At 57.2% G+C, this 15,306-nt stretch carries 12 protein-coding genes; 8 read left to right on the plus strand and 4 right to left on the minus strand.

Annotated elements, in window-relative coordinates; translation table 11 throughout:
• Positions 1 to 91: 91 nt before the first annotated feature.
• Positions 92 to 577, minus strand: coding sequence for a cell division inhibitor (locus AB5Y82_RS00170; protein ID WP_111900068.1), 486 nt, complete (start codon positions 575 to 577; stop codon positions 92 to 94).
• Positions 578 to 807: 230 nt separating this feature from the next.
• Here AB5Y82_RS00170 and AB5Y82_RS00175 point away from each other — a divergent pair, with 230 nt between their 5' ends.
• Positions 808 to 1,005: a DUF4250 domain-containing protein gene (locus AB5Y82_RS00175; protein WP_005333612.1), complete on the plus strand. Its 198-nt coding sequence runs from the start codon at positions 808 to 810 to the stop codon at positions 1,003 to 1,005.
• Between the two features lie 375 nt (positions 1,006 to 1,380).
• Positions 1,381 to 3,855 (plus strand): glycogen/starch/alpha-glucan phosphorylase, encoded by a 2,475-nt coding sequence (locus tag AB5Y82_RS00180; RefSeq protein ID WP_005361122.1) that lies wholly within the window; start codon positions 1,381 to 1,383, stop codon positions 3,853 to 3,855.
• A gap of 64 nt (positions 3,856 to 3,919) precedes the next feature.
• Here AB5Y82_RS00180 and AB5Y82_RS00185 read toward each other — a convergent pair whose 3' ends face one another.
• Both AB5Y82_RS00185 and trxC read right to left on the minus strand, forming a co-directional pair.
• A complete protein-coding gene (locus AB5Y82_RS00185) occupies positions 3,920 to 5,302 on the minus strand; it encodes a DASS family sodium-coupled anion symporter (RefSeq protein WP_111900069.1) in 1,383 nt (460 codons plus the stop codon).
• 161 nt (positions 5,303 to 5,463) lie between these two features.
• A complete protein-coding gene (gene trxC / locus AB5Y82_RS00190; RefSeq protein WP_111900070.1) occupies positions 5,464 to 5,898 on the minus strand; it encodes a thioredoxin TrxC in 435 nt (144 codons plus the stop codon).
• A gap of 187 nt (positions 5,899 to 6,085) precedes the next feature.
• On the opposite strand from trxC, the gene AB5Y82_RS00195 reads away from it, so the two are divergent.
• The 4 genes from AB5Y82_RS00195 to AB5Y82_RS00210 all read left to right on the plus strand — a co-directional run bounded on the left by AB5Y82_RS00195 (position 6,086) and on the right by AB5Y82_RS00210 (position 13,182).
• Positions 6,086 to 8,890, plus strand: coding sequence for a response regulator (locus AB5Y82_RS00195; RefSeq protein WP_368173503.1), 2,805 nt, complete (start codon positions 6,086 to 6,088; stop codon positions 8,888 to 8,890).
• Positions 8,891 to 9,056: 166 nt separating this feature from the next.
• Positions 9,057 to 10,793 (plus strand): ABC transporter transmembrane domain-containing protein, encoded by a 1,737-nt coding sequence (locus AB5Y82_RS00200; RefSeq protein ID WP_368173504.1) that lies wholly within the window; start codon positions 9,057 to 9,059, stop codon positions 10,791 to 10,793.
• Positions 10,790 to 12,541 carry an ABC transporter transmembrane domain-containing protein gene (locus tag AB5Y82_RS00205; RefSeq protein WP_110303176.1) on the plus strand — a complete coding sequence of 584 codons (1,752 nt, stop codon included), beginning with the start codon at positions 10,790 to 10,792 and terminating at the stop codon, positions 12,539 to 12,541. Before AB5Y82_RS00200 ends, AB5Y82_RS00205 begins: the two co-directional genes overlap by 4 nt.
• A gap of 167 nt (positions 12,542 to 12,708) precedes the next feature.
• Positions 12,709 to 13,182, plus strand: a complete 474-nt coding sequence (locus AB5Y82_RS00210) for a DUF4442 domain-containing protein (protein WP_162506367.1) — start codon at positions 12,709 to 12,711, stop codon at positions 13,180 to 13,182.
• A 33-nt stretch (positions 13,183 to 13,215) separates the two neighbouring features.
• On the opposite strand, the gene ybcJ is transcribed toward AB5Y82_RS00210, so the two are convergent.
• Positions 13,216 to 13,449: a ribosome-associated protein YbcJ gene (gene ybcJ, locus AB5Y82_RS00215; protein WP_005361116.1), complete on the minus strand. Its 234-nt coding sequence runs from the start codon at positions 13,447 to 13,449 to the stop codon at positions 13,216 to 13,218.
• A gap of 260 nt (positions 13,450 to 13,709) precedes the next feature.
• Here ybcJ and AB5Y82_RS00220 point away from each other — a divergent pair, with 260 nt between their 5' ends.
• Complete coding sequence (locus AB5Y82_RS00220) at positions 13,710 to 14,273, plus strand: hypothetical protein (RefSeq protein WP_005333596.1); 564 nt, start codon at positions 13,710 to 13,712, stop codon at positions 14,271 to 14,273.
• Positions 14,274 to 14,357: 84 nt separating this feature from the next.
• The gene (locus AB5Y82_RS00225) at positions 14,358 to 15,134 is read left to right on the plus strand and encodes a DUF429 domain-containing protein (protein ID WP_368173505.1); all 777 of its coding nucleotides are present in this window, start codon (positions 14,358 to 14,360) and stop codon (positions 15,132 to 15,134) included.
• Positions 15,135 to 15,306 lie beyond the last annotated feature (172 nt).

Below are 15,306 nucleotides of genomic sequence, written 5' to 3' on the forward strand. Positions count from 1 at the left end.
AGGCGCTTTTCATTTTGCCGGGATTTTACTGAGTAATGATGGCAATGGCTTTGTCGTTGCAGTCATGCCCAAGAATGGGCCAAATTTTAACTTAGTGATTTAGATAGATATCTTGCTCTGCATAGGCCAGCAGAGGTGTGCCGAGGTTAGTCCGTTTCGCGCCAAAGAAGCGGGTGAGTACGCCAGATTGCTGTCCCAGTTGCTGCAGCTTGACGTGATCCAGCTCGATCTGCTCAGGCAGCCAGGTAAATACGGCGGCGCAGTGACCATTGCCCAGACTGCGCTCCAGGGTTTGCTGCCAGTTCTTGATTTTGGGGCTATGTACCACCAGCACTCTCCTGGGATCGATACCTCGCTCTTCCAGACGGCTGACTGTGGGGCGTCCCGGCGGGGCGATCAACAAGATCCAGCCGGTATGAGCCTCCCCAAGCTTTGTCAGCTCGCTCAGAAACTGATCATCAGACTGGATAGTCACACCATAATGAGCCAACTCCGCTTTGCAGGCGGTTCTGGTTGGCCAGGGCTTGCTCATGACACGATTCATCGCAAAGGGCAGTGAGTGCAGGGGCTGGTTCATATATGGGGTTCCTGTATGAATATCCAAGCTGTATGCGCATACAGTAGTTCTATCCTGTGGCAGTGACAAGGTGTTTTTGCTGAAAAATGTGATGGTGTTGGCATGTGTCGTTAGTAACATTATGTTTTTAAACACTATTTAATATAAAGCTGGCTGGGTGTTTTTCGTACTATGGACAAACCTTGCGTAACCGCCCATGGTTATACAGGTCATTTACAGGAGGTGCCGCCATGGATATCAGTACCTTGCAACGTCTTGATGCCAACATCTTGCTGGGCATCATCAATGAGAAGCTAAGGCTTGAGTGCGACGGGTTGGAGGAGTTGCTGGCCTATTATGATATGAGTGAAGAGCAGTTGGCAGGGCGTCTGGATCAGATTGGGTACCATTACGATCCATTGAGTAATCAGTTCAAGGCACATCTTTAAGGGTGCAATGATTGCTTCATATTTATACGGTAATTTTTCAGGCACATTGAAACCGGTTTCAATGTGCCGTCTTGCTGCCTATTTTCAGGGATTTTCAAGGCTTGGCAATCTCTGAAAACCTATTCATGCCAGAATATTTTTATTATTTCATTAAGTTTATGATAATAAAGGGAATGTTTGTTTTTTTGTGATCAATTAAAGGAAAGGGTTTTCAAGCTTTTCAGGCTGTTTTTATCGGTTAAAGTGTGACTTGCGTTAACTTTTAATTCTGCCGCTTTAGTTAGTATTCTCACGCCGGTACATATTTTGAGATAACAACAGCGCCGGTCCCGCAAGCGGGATAACAATTTTATTTGTAACGAAGGAATATGGTTTATGGCTACCAAGAAGAAGACAGACCAGGATCTCCAACTGGATAAAGATCAGCTCAAGGCGAGTATCGTGCGTCACCTGCGTTCTACCTTGGGAACAAGCGAACAGAAAGCCTCTCCCGAAGCGTGGTGGAAAGCCACTGCTGCGGCTGTCAATGAACAGGTGTACGAGCGCCTGACCCGCACTCAGCAGACTCATTTCAAGAAAGATACTCGTGCGATTCACTATCTCTCTGCTGAATTCCTGATGGGACGATTGACTTCCAACAACCTGCACAACCTCTCCCTCTACAAGACTTGCGAAGAGGCGCTGGGCGAACTCGGTCTGGAACTGACCGACCTGTGCGAACAAGAGCCGGACATGGCACTTGGCAACGGCGGCCTGGGTCGTCTGGCGGCCTGCTTTATCGACTCGCTGGCCACTCTGAACTATCCGGCGGTTGGTTACGGTATCCACTACGAACACGGTCTGTTCCGTCAGGAAATCCAGGATGGCCGCCAGATCGAGCGTCCGGACTCCTGGCGTGAATATGGCAACCCCTGGGAGATCTGCCGCCCCGAGTCGGTGCAAGAAGTGCCGCTCTATGGCTACGTCGAGACCGTGTTTGGTGATAATGGCGGCCTGAAGAAGGTATGGCACGCCGGTCGCAAGATTAAAGGGGTGCCTTGGGATATTCCGGTGGTCGGTTTTGGCGGTCACACCGTCAACATCCTGCGTTTGTGGGAATCCCGCGCCTCCGAGTTTTTCGACTGGGACGTGTTCAACGCCGGTGGTTACATCGACTCCCAGGCTGAGAAAGCCCAGGCCGAGACCATCTCCAAGGTGCTGTATCCGAACGATGAGACCGATGCAGGTAAAGAGCTGCGTCTGATCCAGCAGTACTTCTTCTGTGCTTGCTCCATCAAGGACATCATGCGCCGCTACAAGCGGGTCCATGGCAGTGACTTCAGCAACTTTGCCGCGCAAATTGCCATTCAGCTCAACGATACTCACCCGACTGTCGCCATCCCGGAACTGATGCGTGTGCTGGTTGACGAGGAAGATCTGAACTGGGATGCCGCTTGGGCTATCTGCTATCAGGTCTTCTCTTACACCAACCACACTCTGCTGCCGGAAGCGCTGGAGAAGTGGTCGGTCAGCCTGTTCGAGAAAGTACTGCCTCGCCATCTGGAGGTGATTTACGAGATCAACGCCCGCTTCCTGAACGAGTTGGTGGAGCCCAAGTGGCCGGGCAACGATGCCATCAAGGCCAAGCTCTCTATCATCGAAGAGGGTGATGTACGCAAGGTTCGCATGGGCAACCTGTGCGTGATCGGTTCGTCCAAAGTGAACGGTGTGGCCGAGATCCACTCCAAGCTGGTGAAGGAAGATCTCTTCCCCGAGTATGCCGAGCTGTGGCCGGAAAAAATGTGCAACGTGACCAACGGGGTGACCCCGCGTCGCTGGCTGCTGGCGTGCAACCCGGAACTGGCTGGCCTCTACAACGAAGTAGTGGGCAAGGAGTGGCCGCTGCAACTGGACAAACTGCGTGGCGTGGTGAAGTTTGCCGACGACAAGGCGTTCCAGCAGCAGTTCATGACCATCAAGCGTCACAACAAAGAGAAGCTGGTCAAGGTCATCAAAGACGAAACCGGTATCGATGTCAGTGCCGAGGCGATCTTTGACGTTCAGATCAAGCGTCTGCACGAGTACAAGCGCCAGCAGCTGAACCTCATTCACATCATGGCACTCTATCGTCGTCTGCTGGCCAACCCGGACTATGACATGCATCCGCGCGTGTTTATCTTCGGCTCCAAAGCGGCGCCCGGTTACAAGCTGGCCAAAGACATCATCTATGCCATCAACAAGCTGGCGGATCGGGTCAATAACGATGCTCGTATCCAGGGCAAGCTGAAAGTGGTGTTCATGCCGAACTATCGCGTGAGTCTGGCCGAGAAGCTGATCCCGGCGGCAGATGTCTCCGAGCAGATCTCCACTGCAGGTTATGAAGCATCCGGTACCGGCAACATGAAGATGGCACTCAACGGTGCAATCACCATCGGGACGCTGGATGGAGCCAACATCGAGATCGCTGAAGAGGCGGGTGCCGAAAACTGTGCCATCTTCGGTCTGAACGTGGACGAAGTGAAGTCGCTGAAGGCGCGCGGTTACAACCCGTACGACTTCTACTATGCCAACTCCGAGCTCAAAGCCGTGCTGGACTGGTTTGATACCGACTACTTCACGCCTGGTCGTCCGGGTGAGCTGGCCTCCATCAAGCGCTCCTTGCTGGAAGGGGGAGACCCTTACCTGACCCTGGCGGACTTCCAGTCCTACTCGGATGCACACAAGCTGATCGATACCTGGTATCGGGATCCGGCACTGTGGGCGAAGAAGGCCATCATCAACTCGGCCACCATGGGCAAGTTCAACTCCGACCGCTCTATTCAGGACTATGTGGATCGGATCTGGGATCTGAAGGCCTGCAACATCGGCTAATCGGATTCATAAATGAGAAAACCCCCGCAATGCGGGGGTTTTTGTTTATTGGGGGGGAGGTGGATCAGAGGATATCGCCAACGAAGTAGGCCAGCAGGGCGAGCAACACGGTAAAGACCACGTTCAGAGCCATACCGGCTTTCATCATCTCCCTCTGGCGGATGTGGCCACTGGCAAAGACGATGGCATTGGGCGGCGTGGCGACTGGCAGCATAAAGGCACAGGAGGCACCGATAGCGATCAACACCGACATCACCACAGGTGATACACCCAGCGCCTCGGCGACACCGGCAAACAGGGGAACCAACAGTGCGGCGGTGGCGGTGTTGGAGACCAGCTCGGTCAGGAACACCACGAAGGCGGCCAGCATAAGCAACACAACAAAAATGTTGGCGTTGGAGAGTACGGCCGACAGATGGCTGGCCAGGAATGCGCTGGTACCAGTGGCCTTGAGAATGGCGCTCAGGGTCAGACCGCCGCCAAACAGCATCAGCACGCCCCAGTCGGTGTTCTGGTTGACGTCATCCCAGCTGGCGACACGGCTGACCACGATGGCCACGATGGCGCCCATGGCAATCAGAGTGTCGAGTTGCGGAATACCGCCAAAGGCGTTGGAGATGGGTTGTGAGCCGATCCAGAGCACTACGGTGGTCAGGAAGATTGCCAGCGTCAGTTTACGTTCGCGGGTCCAGTTGATGGTGACATCCTGGAGCTCGACGCGGTGGCTGAGACGCGGGCGGGTCACCAGATAGAGCAGGGCAATGCCACAGGGCATCAGGATCAGCACTACTGGAACACCGAATTTCATCCAGTCAGTGAAGCCAATCCCCATCTGGGCGGCAGCGATGGCGTTGGGTGGGCTACCCACCAGGGTACCGATGCCGCCGATACTGGCGCTGTAGGCGATCCCCAGCAATACGAAGACGAAGGTGGCGCGCTCTTTTTTGCTATCGAGGCGTGCCAGCATACCGATCGCCAGTGGCAGCATCATGGCGGTGGTAGCGGTGTTGCTTATCCACATCGACATGGCGGCTGTGATGGTAAAGAGCAGGATGACGCCCCAACCCAGATGACCATTGGCCAGGTGCATCACCTTGCCTGCCATCAGGGTATCCAGTCCCTGTTTTGAGAGGGCTGCCGCGAGGGCGAAACCGCCAAAAAAGAGGAACAGGATCGGGTTGGCAAAATCGGTGAGGGATTTGCTCATGTCAAACACCCCGAGCACGGTAGCCAGCAGGGGCACCAGCAGGGCGGTGATGGTGACGTGCAGTGCTTCGGTCAGCCAGAGGATGGCGATAAAGACCAGAATGCCCAGCCCCTTGTTGACCATGGGATCAAACGGGAGCCAGGCGAGCATGGCACAAAGTAGCAAGACATCCAGGATGACGATCCCTGATTTGATGTCCAGCCAGCGAGATGGAGCAGAGGGTACAGCTGATGTGTGCATAATGTTCTCTCGGTTAATTTATGGTTGTTTTTGTGTTGCCGAGATTACATCCATTCACTTGTTTGAAACAGACTCACATGTTGAAAATCAGCCTCTACTCACATACTCACTGATAAAAATGAGGAAATGAACACATAAATAAAACATGTGCGAAATATAAATCAAACATCAATGAACTGTTCCAGCCACTGCTTGAACATGTTCTTGGGCAAGGAGCCATTTATCTGGTTCACCAGTTTGCCCTGTTTGAAGACCATCAGGGTGGGGATGCTGCGAATGGCGTAACGGGCGGCAATGGTGCTCTGCTGCTCGGTATCGACTTTGACAAAGCGCATCCGTGGTTCGAGTTCATGGGCAACCTCATGAAATACCGGAGCAAACTGCTGGCAGGGGCCGCACCAGCTGGCCCAGAAATCGACCACGACTGGGATGTCTGAGTTGATCAGGGTATCGAAGTTATCCGCCTTCCCGAGGCAAGGGGTCTGGCTGAACAGGAGGGCTTTGCAGCGCCCGCATTTGGCAGATGTATCGATATGGGTAACGGGCAGGCGGTTCCTGGTAAAGCAGTGGCTACAATAAGTAGTGATAAATGACATAATTGGTTCCTTCTAAATCAGCTCTGGCCGGGGATATGATGAAAAGCCAGAATGAAGCAATCGCGAAACAATAGCGAAATATCAGAGCAATAACGGTAACACAGTGCCCAGCGGGAGTGGATAATTCCCCCAGGGTTCATTGCCTGACCGGATAATTCAGCGACCACCAGATGAGAGTCGAGACGGGATGAATAAAGGATCACGGAAAAACCGTGCTGTGCCAGGGCTGATTGTTGCCCTGCTGCTTGCCTTTTCGGGCTACTGCTGGCAGTCGCTCAGTCAGCAGCAGCAGGCCCACAACCTGAACGACGCGGCCGAGGTGGTGCTGAACAGGATCAACGCCGATACCCTCTATCTGCTTGGGCGGGAGCAGGCCAATGACAGCAATGTCCAGCAGCGCCTGAACCAGTTATCCATCACCCTTGACGGTTTTGTACGGGAAGTCAGAAGCGATCCCGAGCTGGTGCAAGACGACCTTTCCCAGGCTCTGCTTGATGACATGGACACCTATCTGATGGCGCTGGCCAAGCTTCATGCCATTGAGATGGCTATCGAGTATCTCAATGCGCCCCTGCAGGCCCAGATTAAAAAGGTGCGGGGGATAAGCCCGTCAGACAGTGCGCTTCATCGCGACCTGGAGGAGCTTGCGCAACTGAGTAGCTATTTACAGCGCAGTTGGGACAAACGTGAACAGACTGCGCTGAATCAGTTGCAGCAGCAGTTGCAATCCCGTTATGGCGATTTGCCGGAGATCGCTACCCTGATCCGCCTGAGCAGGGAGGTGAGTCAGCAGGTGATGGCCTATCACACCTTGCGTTACCAGCTCATCGACATGCATGTGATCGAGAGTCTGGTGCGCTGGAAACTCGACAAGCTGGAGCGCGCCTCCTCTTTGATGAACCGCTTCTATCTGATGGTGTTGTGCGGGGCCTTGATCTGCTTTGCGCTCGTGGCTTTCACTCTGTGGCGCCGCAACCAGAAGCTGAGCGAGTTGTCGCGCCAGACCGGCTTGCTGGCCCAGGCGAAAAGCGATTTTCTGGCCAACATGAGCCACGAGATCCGCACCCCCATGAATGCCATCATAGGTTTTAGCTCGCTGGCACTGCAGACCGAACTGGATCAGCAACAGCGGGACTATCTGGGCAAGATCAAATCCTCATCCGATACCCTGCTGCTGCTGATCAACGACATCCTTGATTTGACCAAGGTGGAGTCAGGCAAGCTGACGTTGGAGGAGATCGACTTCGATCTCAGCGAGCAGCTCGATTCGCTGGCGGGCATGTTTGCCGATCTGGCGGAGCGCAAGCACGTGGAAGTGGTTATTCGCAAGTCACCGGAGGTGCCGGTCTTTTTGCGTGGGGATCCCTTGCGATTGGGACAAGTGCTGGTCAATCTGGTGAACAACGCCATCAAGTTTACCGAACGCGGTGAAGTCGAAGTCTGCATCGAGCTGGCCAATCCTCACCCAATGCGGATCCGCTTCAGTGTGCGCGATACCGGAATCGGCATTGCCGAAGAGAAGCAGACCCAACTGTTTCAGGCGTTTACCCAGCTGGAGGCGGGCAATACCCGAAAATATGGCGGCTCGGGTCTTGGGCTCAACATCTCCCAGCGGCTGGTGGAGCTGATGGGGGGGCGGATCACCGTAGAGAGCAAGCCTGGCGTCGGCTCTCTGTTCAAGTTCGATATTCCGATGGCGCAGGCGGTCTACGGCGTCGCTGGACGGAAAGTATTCTTCGAAAACCAGCCGCTGGTGATGGTGATGGATGACAACGAACTGGTGCTGGATCTGGCCCGGGACATTCTGACTCGGGCGGGAGTGCGAGTGCTGCCGGTCAACTCCCTTTCCCGCGCCCGTCAGCTGCTCCGTGAAGAGGGATCGAATCTGCGGTTGGCGATCCTCGACTGGCGCATGGGTCAGGAGGATGGGCTCGATCTGGCGCTGGAGATGTATCAGCACAGCCAGTGGCGGCGGATCCCCATCCTGATGATCAGTGCCTGGGCCAGAGAGGGGCTACACGCTCGGATGGACAGCATGGGGCTGACCCATTTTCTGCCCAAACCGATGACCGAAAATGCCCTGCTGGCCAAGGTGGACGAACTGCTCAACGGCAGCTCCTACGAGCTCAACCTGCGCAAGGCCGAGGCACAGGGGGATCAGCAACACTTCAAATCCCTGTTGCAGGGTACCCGAGTGCTGTTGGCGGAAGACAACCGGGTCAATCAGCAGCTCATCATCGAGTATCTGCGGCGCGTCGATGCGGTGGTGTGTGTGGTCAGCAATGGTCGGGAGGCGGTGGAGCGGGTCGCCGAGCAGCCTTTTGACGTGATCCTGATGGATTTGCAGATGCCGGTGCTGGACGGACTCGATGCCACCCGCCAGATCCGCAAGATGGTCGACAAACACGATGTGCCCATCATTGCCCTCACCGCCAGTGCCATGCCCGGTGACAAGGAGCGTTGCCTGGGGGTGGGGATGAATGGCTATGTCACCAAGCCGGTGAGCAAGCTGGATCTCTACAACAACCTGCTGCAGTGGGTAAAGCCGCAAGGGGTGGAGCAGGCGGGGATCATGGAGGTGAAACCGCCGGATATGATCGGGATCCTCGATCTGCAGGATGCCCTCAAGCGGCTGGAGCAGGACAAGGAGGCATTGCAGATCCTGTTCAAGCTGTTCATGTCGGAGCACAAGGACGATCTGTGGGAGATCCGCTCTGCCCTGCGCCGTCAGCAGCCCGAGGTGGCCAGCAAGCTGCTGCACACCCTCAAGGGGGTGTCTGCCAATATCTCAGCGGCCCGTCTGCAATTGGTGGCTGGCGAGCTGGAGTGGCGCCTGCGGCAAAACGAGGTGCTAAGCGAGACGGATCTGGAGCAGTTGCAACAGGTGTTCAGCCAGACCCGGGAAGAGGTGTCACACTTCCTGTTGACCGGTGAGCAGCATGAAAATTCGTATAATCCCTATTCATCAGGGGATGATCGCATGTCACAGTGAATTAAATAGTAATTATTCTCAACCATCCCGGTTCGGGATATGATGAGCTTTCATTCGAATCGCCTCCAGCCGGAGGCGATTGTTTTCATTCTTCTATTTCTGCGTGGCTTCTCTGATGGCCGCTCCTTGGAGCGGTCACGGGCAGAGAGCGCTAAAGGTTGGTGGTGTGAGCGTATTTCTACGATTGAGCTGGTTTTTCAAGGAGCAGTGGCCCCGTTATCTGGCCGCCATCTCCCTGCTGCTGATGGTGGCCCTGTTGACCGTTATTCCGCCCAAAGTGGTGGGCTGGGTGGTGGATGGCATCACCAGGGGCGGTCTCGACAATGGTACCCTGATGCGCTATCTGGCGGGGCTGTTTGGTCTGGGTGTGCTGATTTATCTGCTGCGCTACGTCTGGCGGGTGATGCTGTTTGGTGCCTCTTACCGTCTGGCCTATGTGTTGCGCAATCGCCTTTTCAGCCATTTCACTCGGATGAGCCCCGATTTTTATCAGCGCCACCGTACTGGCGATTTGATGGCCCATGCCACCAATGACATTCAGGCGGTGGAGATGACCGCTGGCGAAGGGGTGCTGACTCTGGTGGACTCCATCATGGTCGGGGTATTGGTGCTCTCCATCATGTGCAGCCAGTACTCCTGGCAGTTGACGCTGGTCTCCTTGCTGCCGCTGCCGGTGATGGCCTATTTCATGAACCGCTTCGGCACCCAGATCTACACCCAGTTCAAGGCGGCGCAAGGAGCCTTCTCCAGGCTCAACAACAAGACCCAGGAGGCCCTTTCCGGCGTGCGGGTGTTGAAATCCTATGCGGTTGAATCGCTGGAAGATGAAGGCTTTGCCGAGCTGACCAAACAGGCGGGGGAGCGCAATATGGCGGTGGCCCGCATCGATGCCAAGTTCGATCCGGTCATCTATCTCTGTATCGGTTGCTCCTACTTCCTCGCGGTGGCGGGGGGCAGTGTGCTGGTGCTGCGCGATGAGCTTACTCTGGGTGAGCTCACCAGCTTCACCATGTACCTCGGCCAGCTGATCTGGCCGATGTTTGCCATCGCCTGGCTGTTCAACATCATCGAGCGGGGCAGCGCCGCCTACTCCCGTATCGAAAGCCTGCTGGGGGAGCGCAGCGATATCGAAGAGCCCGCCCAGCCGGCCGCGTTTACCTCTGCCTTTCCTTTGCAGATCAAAGGGGTGAGCTATCAACTTGAGCAGCGCACCCTGCTTGCGGATATCGACGTTACCCTCAAGCAAGGGGGGATGCTCGGGGTGGTGGGGCGCACCGGGGCAGGCAAGAGTTCCCTGCTCAAGCTGCTGATGCGCCTTGCCAATCCGACTCACGGTTCGATAGCCATGGGGGGCGTACCGATTGACCAGTTGCCGCTCGCCACACTGCGCAGCCAGTTTGCCTATGTGCCGCAGGAGCCATTCCTGTTTTCCACCACCATCGCTGCCAATATTGCCCTGGGCAAACCCGATGCGAGCCGCGAGGAGGTTGAACGGGTGGCGCGCATTGCCTGTGTCCACGATGATATTGTGCGTTTCCCCAAGGGCTATGAGACCGAGGTGGGGGAGAAAGGGGTGACCCTCTCTGGCGGCCAGAAACAGCGGCTGGCTATTGCCCGCGCCCTGCTGCTGGAGGCGCCCATTCTGGTGCTCGATGATGCGCTCTCGGCGGTGGATGCCCACACCGAGCAGCAAATTCTGCACGCTCTCAAAGCCCATCGTCGCACCCTGATCCTGGTCAGCCATCGCATGACGGCGGTGGAGCAGGCCGACGAGATCCTGGTGCTGGAGCAGGGGGCCGTTAGCGAGCGAGGTCATCACGGTGCCCTGATGGCGCACAATGGCTGGTATGCAGATATGGTGCGTTATCAGCGTCTCGAAGAAGCGGTGGAGGAGAGCCTGTGAATCCGACCATTAAACGACTGCTCGCCTACTGCGCCCAGTATCCTCGCTGGCTGATCCAGGCGGGGATTTGCCTGCTGCTCGCCACCGGCGCCGAAGTGGCCGGGCCGCTGCTGATCAAGCTCTTTATCGATGACTATCTGGCGCCTCGCAATATCGTGCTGCCCACCATAGCCCTGATTGCAGCGGGCTATCTGGGCTTACAGGTACTCTCGGCGGCGGGCTTCTATTTGCAATCCCTGCGCTTTAACCGTATCGCCCAGGCGGTGGTGCAAACCTTGCGCGAGCAGGTGTTTGCCACCGCTATCCGCTTGCCGGCCCGCTACTTTGACAAGCATCGATCCGGCTCGCTGATTTCCCGCATCACCAACGACACCGAGGCGATCATGAACCTCTATGTGCAGGTGATCGGCTTGCTGGTGCAAAAAGTGGTGCTCTTGTGCGGCATCCTCATCTCGATGGCGCTGCTGGATCTGCGGCTGATGCTGGTCTGCTCCCTGTTGCTGCCCGCAGTGGGTGGGGTGATGTGGCTCTACCAGAAACTGAGCGTGCCGGTGGTGCGAGCGACCCGCAGTCTGCTCTCCGACATCAACAGCCGCCTCAACGAGTCGCTGCAGGGGATGCCGGTTATTCAGGCGATGGTGCAGGAGCGCCACTTTGCCAACGCCTTTGCCGAGGTGAACCAGCAGCACTGGTCGGCACGGATCAAGAGCCTCAAGATCAACGGCATTTTGCTGCGTCCACTCATCGATCTCTTCTACATGATGGTGCTGATCGGTCTGTTGGCGCTGTTCGCCCACGAGGGGGTGAGCCACGCCGGTGCCATTCAGGTGGGGGTGCTCTACGCCTTTATCAGCTATCTGGGGCGGATGATCGAGCCGCTCATCGAGATGACCAACCAGCTTAACCAGCTGCAGCAGGCGATGGTGGCGGGGGAGCGTGTCTTTGCCCTGCTCGATGAAACCCGTGAGAGCACCGATGGCGAGATGATCCCGCTAGAAGGGCGGGTCAGTTTCGAGCGGGTGAGCTTCTCCTACGATGGCGAGCAGCAGGTGTTGCGGGAGGTCAGCTTTGCCGCAAAACCGGGCCAGATGCTGGCGCTGGTGGGCCATACCGGCAGCGGCAAGTCCACCATTATCAGCCTGCTGATGGGCTTCTATCCGCTGGATCAGGGACAGATCCGCTTCGATGATCACGCACTGGATACCCTGTCGCTGGCGGCGGTGCGCCGCAGCATCGGGTTGGTGCAGCAAGATCCCTTTATCTTCGTCGGCACCCTGGCGGAGAACCTGCGTCTCGGCCGCGCCGGCATAGATGACGCGCGGCTCTGGCAGGCGCTGAGCGAGGTGCAGCTGGCCGAGTTTGTGCGCAGCTTGCCACAGGGGATCAACACCCTGATGGAGGAGGGTGGCAAGAACCTCTCCGCCGGTCAGCGGCAACTGCTCTCCTTTGCCCGTGCACTGGTGGGAGATCCGCGTATCCTCATTCTGGATGAAGCGACGGCCAGCGTGGACTCCCAGACCGAGTTGGCGCTGTCGCAGGCGATCTCTGCTGCCCGTCGTGGCCGCACCACCATCGCCATCGCCCACCGCCTCTCGACCATCGTCGATGCGGACGAGATCCTGCTGCTCTCCCGCGGTCAGGTGAATGAGCGGGGTACCCATGGTGAGTTGATGGCCCTCGGCGGTCACTATGCCCAGCTGTTCGAGATGCAGAGTCAGGGGGCTTGGCTCGAAGAGAAGCGCGCCTGATCGGCACATTTGCTGTAACAGCGACATGAGCGAAAAGAGGGAACCGGTGCGGTTCCCTCTGTTTTTTTGGGTTGGGCAAAAGGTCGTAACCGTGATCCCTGTGCTTGTCGAATGGCGCAGATGCAGGCAACATGTTGTTTACATTAACTCATCGGATCAGTTCGCATATGGATTTGCAACGTTTCAAAGCCAATCTGGCGCTTCGGCTGTTTGCCTGGCGCTACATTCCCGTCATCGGTTTTTGTGCCCCGATCATCGAAGAGATGAACGCCAAGGCGCTGCGCATTCGCATTCCCCTTGGCTGGCGTACCCGCAACCACCTGGGCAGCATGTATTTTGGCGCGCTGGCGACCGGCGCCGATCTGGTAGGTGGTCTGCTGGTGATGGAGAAGGGGCGGCAGCGGCGCAAGAAGGTGCACTTCGCCTTCAAGGATGTGCAGGGGGAGTTTTTGAAACGACCGGAGGGGGATGTGCAGTTCGACTGCGCAGCGGGGGAGGAGATTGACGCCATGATCGACGAATCGCTGGCAAGCGGTCAGCGCATCAATCGCCCCATCCAGGTGGTGGCCACCTGTCCGTCATTGAACGGGGATGAGGCGATGGCGCGTTTTGTGTTGACCCTGTCAGTCAAGGCCAGCTAGCGGGTTGCCGGAGAGTGGCTCCCCGAAACGGGTTTAGCCAATCTCCGGGCTGACGCCCTCTTTCACCACGACCTTCATGCCGTTGAAGTTGACCACCTGTTCGGCCACGATCTTGCAGCGCTTGCGGGTCTCAACCTGACCGTCCACCTCGACCAGCCCTTCGGCAACGAGGGCTTTGGCGGCGCCGCCACAATCGGCCCACCCCTGATGTTTGATAAGGTCACACAAGGCAACGAAGGGGTGACCTTCGAGCAGAAACGTCTCCATGGGAAATCCTCTAGATGGATGAATGCCGGATACAGCAGGGCGACTATTTTAGGCAGTTCGCTCAGGCAAAGAAAGGAAGAGGGGCCACTCGCTGCGAAAAAGTGGCCGATTGTCCTTGAGGTGGCGCTTTCGCAAGACCTGATGGAGAGGTGAGAGGGCCACCCGTGACGTATCGTGACGCACCTCGTCCCTGCTGGTGTGCCCACTCTCGCCCCTGACTGTTAGGATCGGGCCACTTTCAATGGCCCAAGGAACTTTCCATGACACTCTCCCGCCTGCTGCTGGCATGCAGCGCCCTGACTCTGTGCGGTGTCGCGCAGGCCAGTACCCCGGTGCAGGTTTCGCTGCCCGGTGTCAACCTGCCCGCGTCTCATCAGGTGGAAGGAGCGCGCGCCTCGCTGCTCTACGGTCGGACCGGTCAGGTGAAGGGTATTGATCTGCCAATCTTCGCCCTCTCCGATGTGGATCAGTTCAGCGGCCTGCAGCTCGGGATCTTTCTCGGTGCCGGTAGGGTGCGCCACCAGTTTGGCGGGGTCGCTATCAACGCCATCAACTGGCACGAAGGGCAGGATACCGGCGTCAATCTGGGGCTGGTCAACCTGACCAACAATGTACAGGGGCTCAACTGGGGGGCGGTCAATATCGCCAAGGGCAATGCGCTGGCCAACGTCGGCTTCGTCAACTATGCCGAGCGTACCACCTTCCAGATTGGCTTTATCAATGCGACCAAGCACCTCGATGGCTTGCAGATCGGGCTGGCCAACTATGCCGCCAACGGCGTGTTCCCCATTCTGCCGCTGGTGAACTTCCAGAAATCGTTCTGACCAAGGCAGTTCGCTTTGCGTTAAAGGCATCTGCTGATTACCCTGTGCCTCTTGCAACTTGTGACAGGCGAACAGAGGTAATTGATGACGGCAGGGCAGATGAGTGCAATCGGGATCGGCTGGGATGTGCGTGGCTGGCAGGGCAGTGCCCAGGCTGTGGCCGTGGTGGGCTGGCAGGCCGACTCCAACCGCCTGCACTGGCTCGGGGTGTCGCCGCTGTTTCGTCTGAGCTCGCGGGTGGCGCCGGATCTGGCCGCCCTGCTGCGTCCGGCCCTGCAAAACGAGCTGACCCTGATGCAGGTAGAAGCCTGCCCGCAACTGGCGCTCGGTATCGATGCGCCGCTCGCCTTTCCCCGTGCCTTGCGGGATCTGCTCAACGGCCAGCCACATAGCTGCGCCGTGCCCGAACGGGAGATAGACAACCCCTATGCTTATCGCGACTGCGAGCGCTGGTTGTATCAGCAGTATGGCAAGAAGCCGCTGTCGGCCACCTTCGACCGGCTCGGCAACAACGCCACTCTGGCGCTCTCCATGCTGCCGCAGCTCTCTGATCTGCAACTGGTGCCGACCGTTGCCCCGAAGGCCAGTCGTGCCGTGCTGGAGGTCTATCCGGCATTGGCCAAAGTGGGCGGCAAGGCCTCCCCGGCACGGCCCGAGCTGGCGGCCTTGCTGCCCGCTGGCGTGCTGGTCGGCACCGATCGCTATGATGCGGCGCTCTGCGCCCTGATGGCGCTGCAATATGCCGCTGGTGGCAAGGTGACTGTGTTGCCTGAGCTGATTTCGCCACCCAGTGACATGCCGTGTGATGAGGGATGGGTCTATCACTTTGCCCGTCATGGCGTTGAGTACAACGGGATGTGACGGACGGACGCGGCGCATCATGGCTCCGCTCACCTTGTTGACGTGGGCCAAATGGCGTAAAAAACCTGTCTTTAGTCAGGAAATTGCCTGTTCATCCCGCGCCAAGGTGGCGCATCGTTATCTTCATCCGATATATTGCCCACCTTGCTGATCCTTTGCTGTGGTATTCCCG

The sequence above is a fragment of the Aeromonas sp. s13 genome, assembly GCF_040907905.1.
GTDB lineage: Bacteria > Pseudomonadota > Gammaproteobacteria > Enterobacterales > Aeromonadaceae > Aeromonas > Aeromonas veronii.

Excerpts from the sequence above, each read along its gene's own strand:
- trxC (WP_111900070.1), bottom strand. The coding sequence starts at position 5,898 with ATGTCATTTATCACTACTTATTGTAGCCACTGCTTTACCAGGAACCGC.
- AB5Y82_RS00170 (WP_111900068.1), bottom strand. The coding sequence starts at position 577 with ATGAACCAGCCCCTGCACTCACTGCCCTTTGCGATGAATCGTGTCATG.
- AB5Y82_RS00185 (WP_111900069.1), bottom strand. The coding sequence starts at position 5,302 with ATGCACACATCAGCTGTACCCTCTGCTCCATCTCGCTGGCTGGACATC.
- AB5Y82_RS00175 (WP_005333612.1), top strand. The coding sequence starts at position 808 with ATGGATATCAGTACCTTGCAACGTCTTGATGCCAACATCTTGCTGGGC.
- AB5Y82_RS00210 (WP_162506367.1), top strand. The coding sequence starts at position 12,709 with ATGGATTTGCAACGTTTCAAAGCCAATCTGGCGCTTCGGCTGTTTGCC.
- AB5Y82_RS00180 (WP_005361122.1), top strand. The coding sequence starts at position 1,381 with ATGGCTACCAAGAAGAAGACAGACCAGGATCTCCAACTGGATAAAGAT.
- AB5Y82_RS00225 (WP_368173505.1), top strand. The coding sequence starts at position 14,358 with ATGACGGCAGGGCAGATGAGTGCAATCGGGATCGGCTGGGATGTGCGT.
- ybcJ (WP_005361116.1), bottom strand. The coding sequence starts at position 13,449 with ATGGAGACGTTTCTGCTCGAAGGTCACCCCTTCGTTGCCTTGTGTGAC.
- AB5Y82_RS00195 (WP_368173503.1), top strand. The coding sequence starts at position 6,086 with ATGAATAAAGGATCACGGAAAAACCGTGCTGTGCCAGGGCTGATTGTT.
- AB5Y82_RS00220 (WP_005333596.1), top strand. The coding sequence starts at position 13,710 with ATGACACTCTCCCGCCTGCTGCTGGCATGCAGCGCCCTGACTCTGTGC.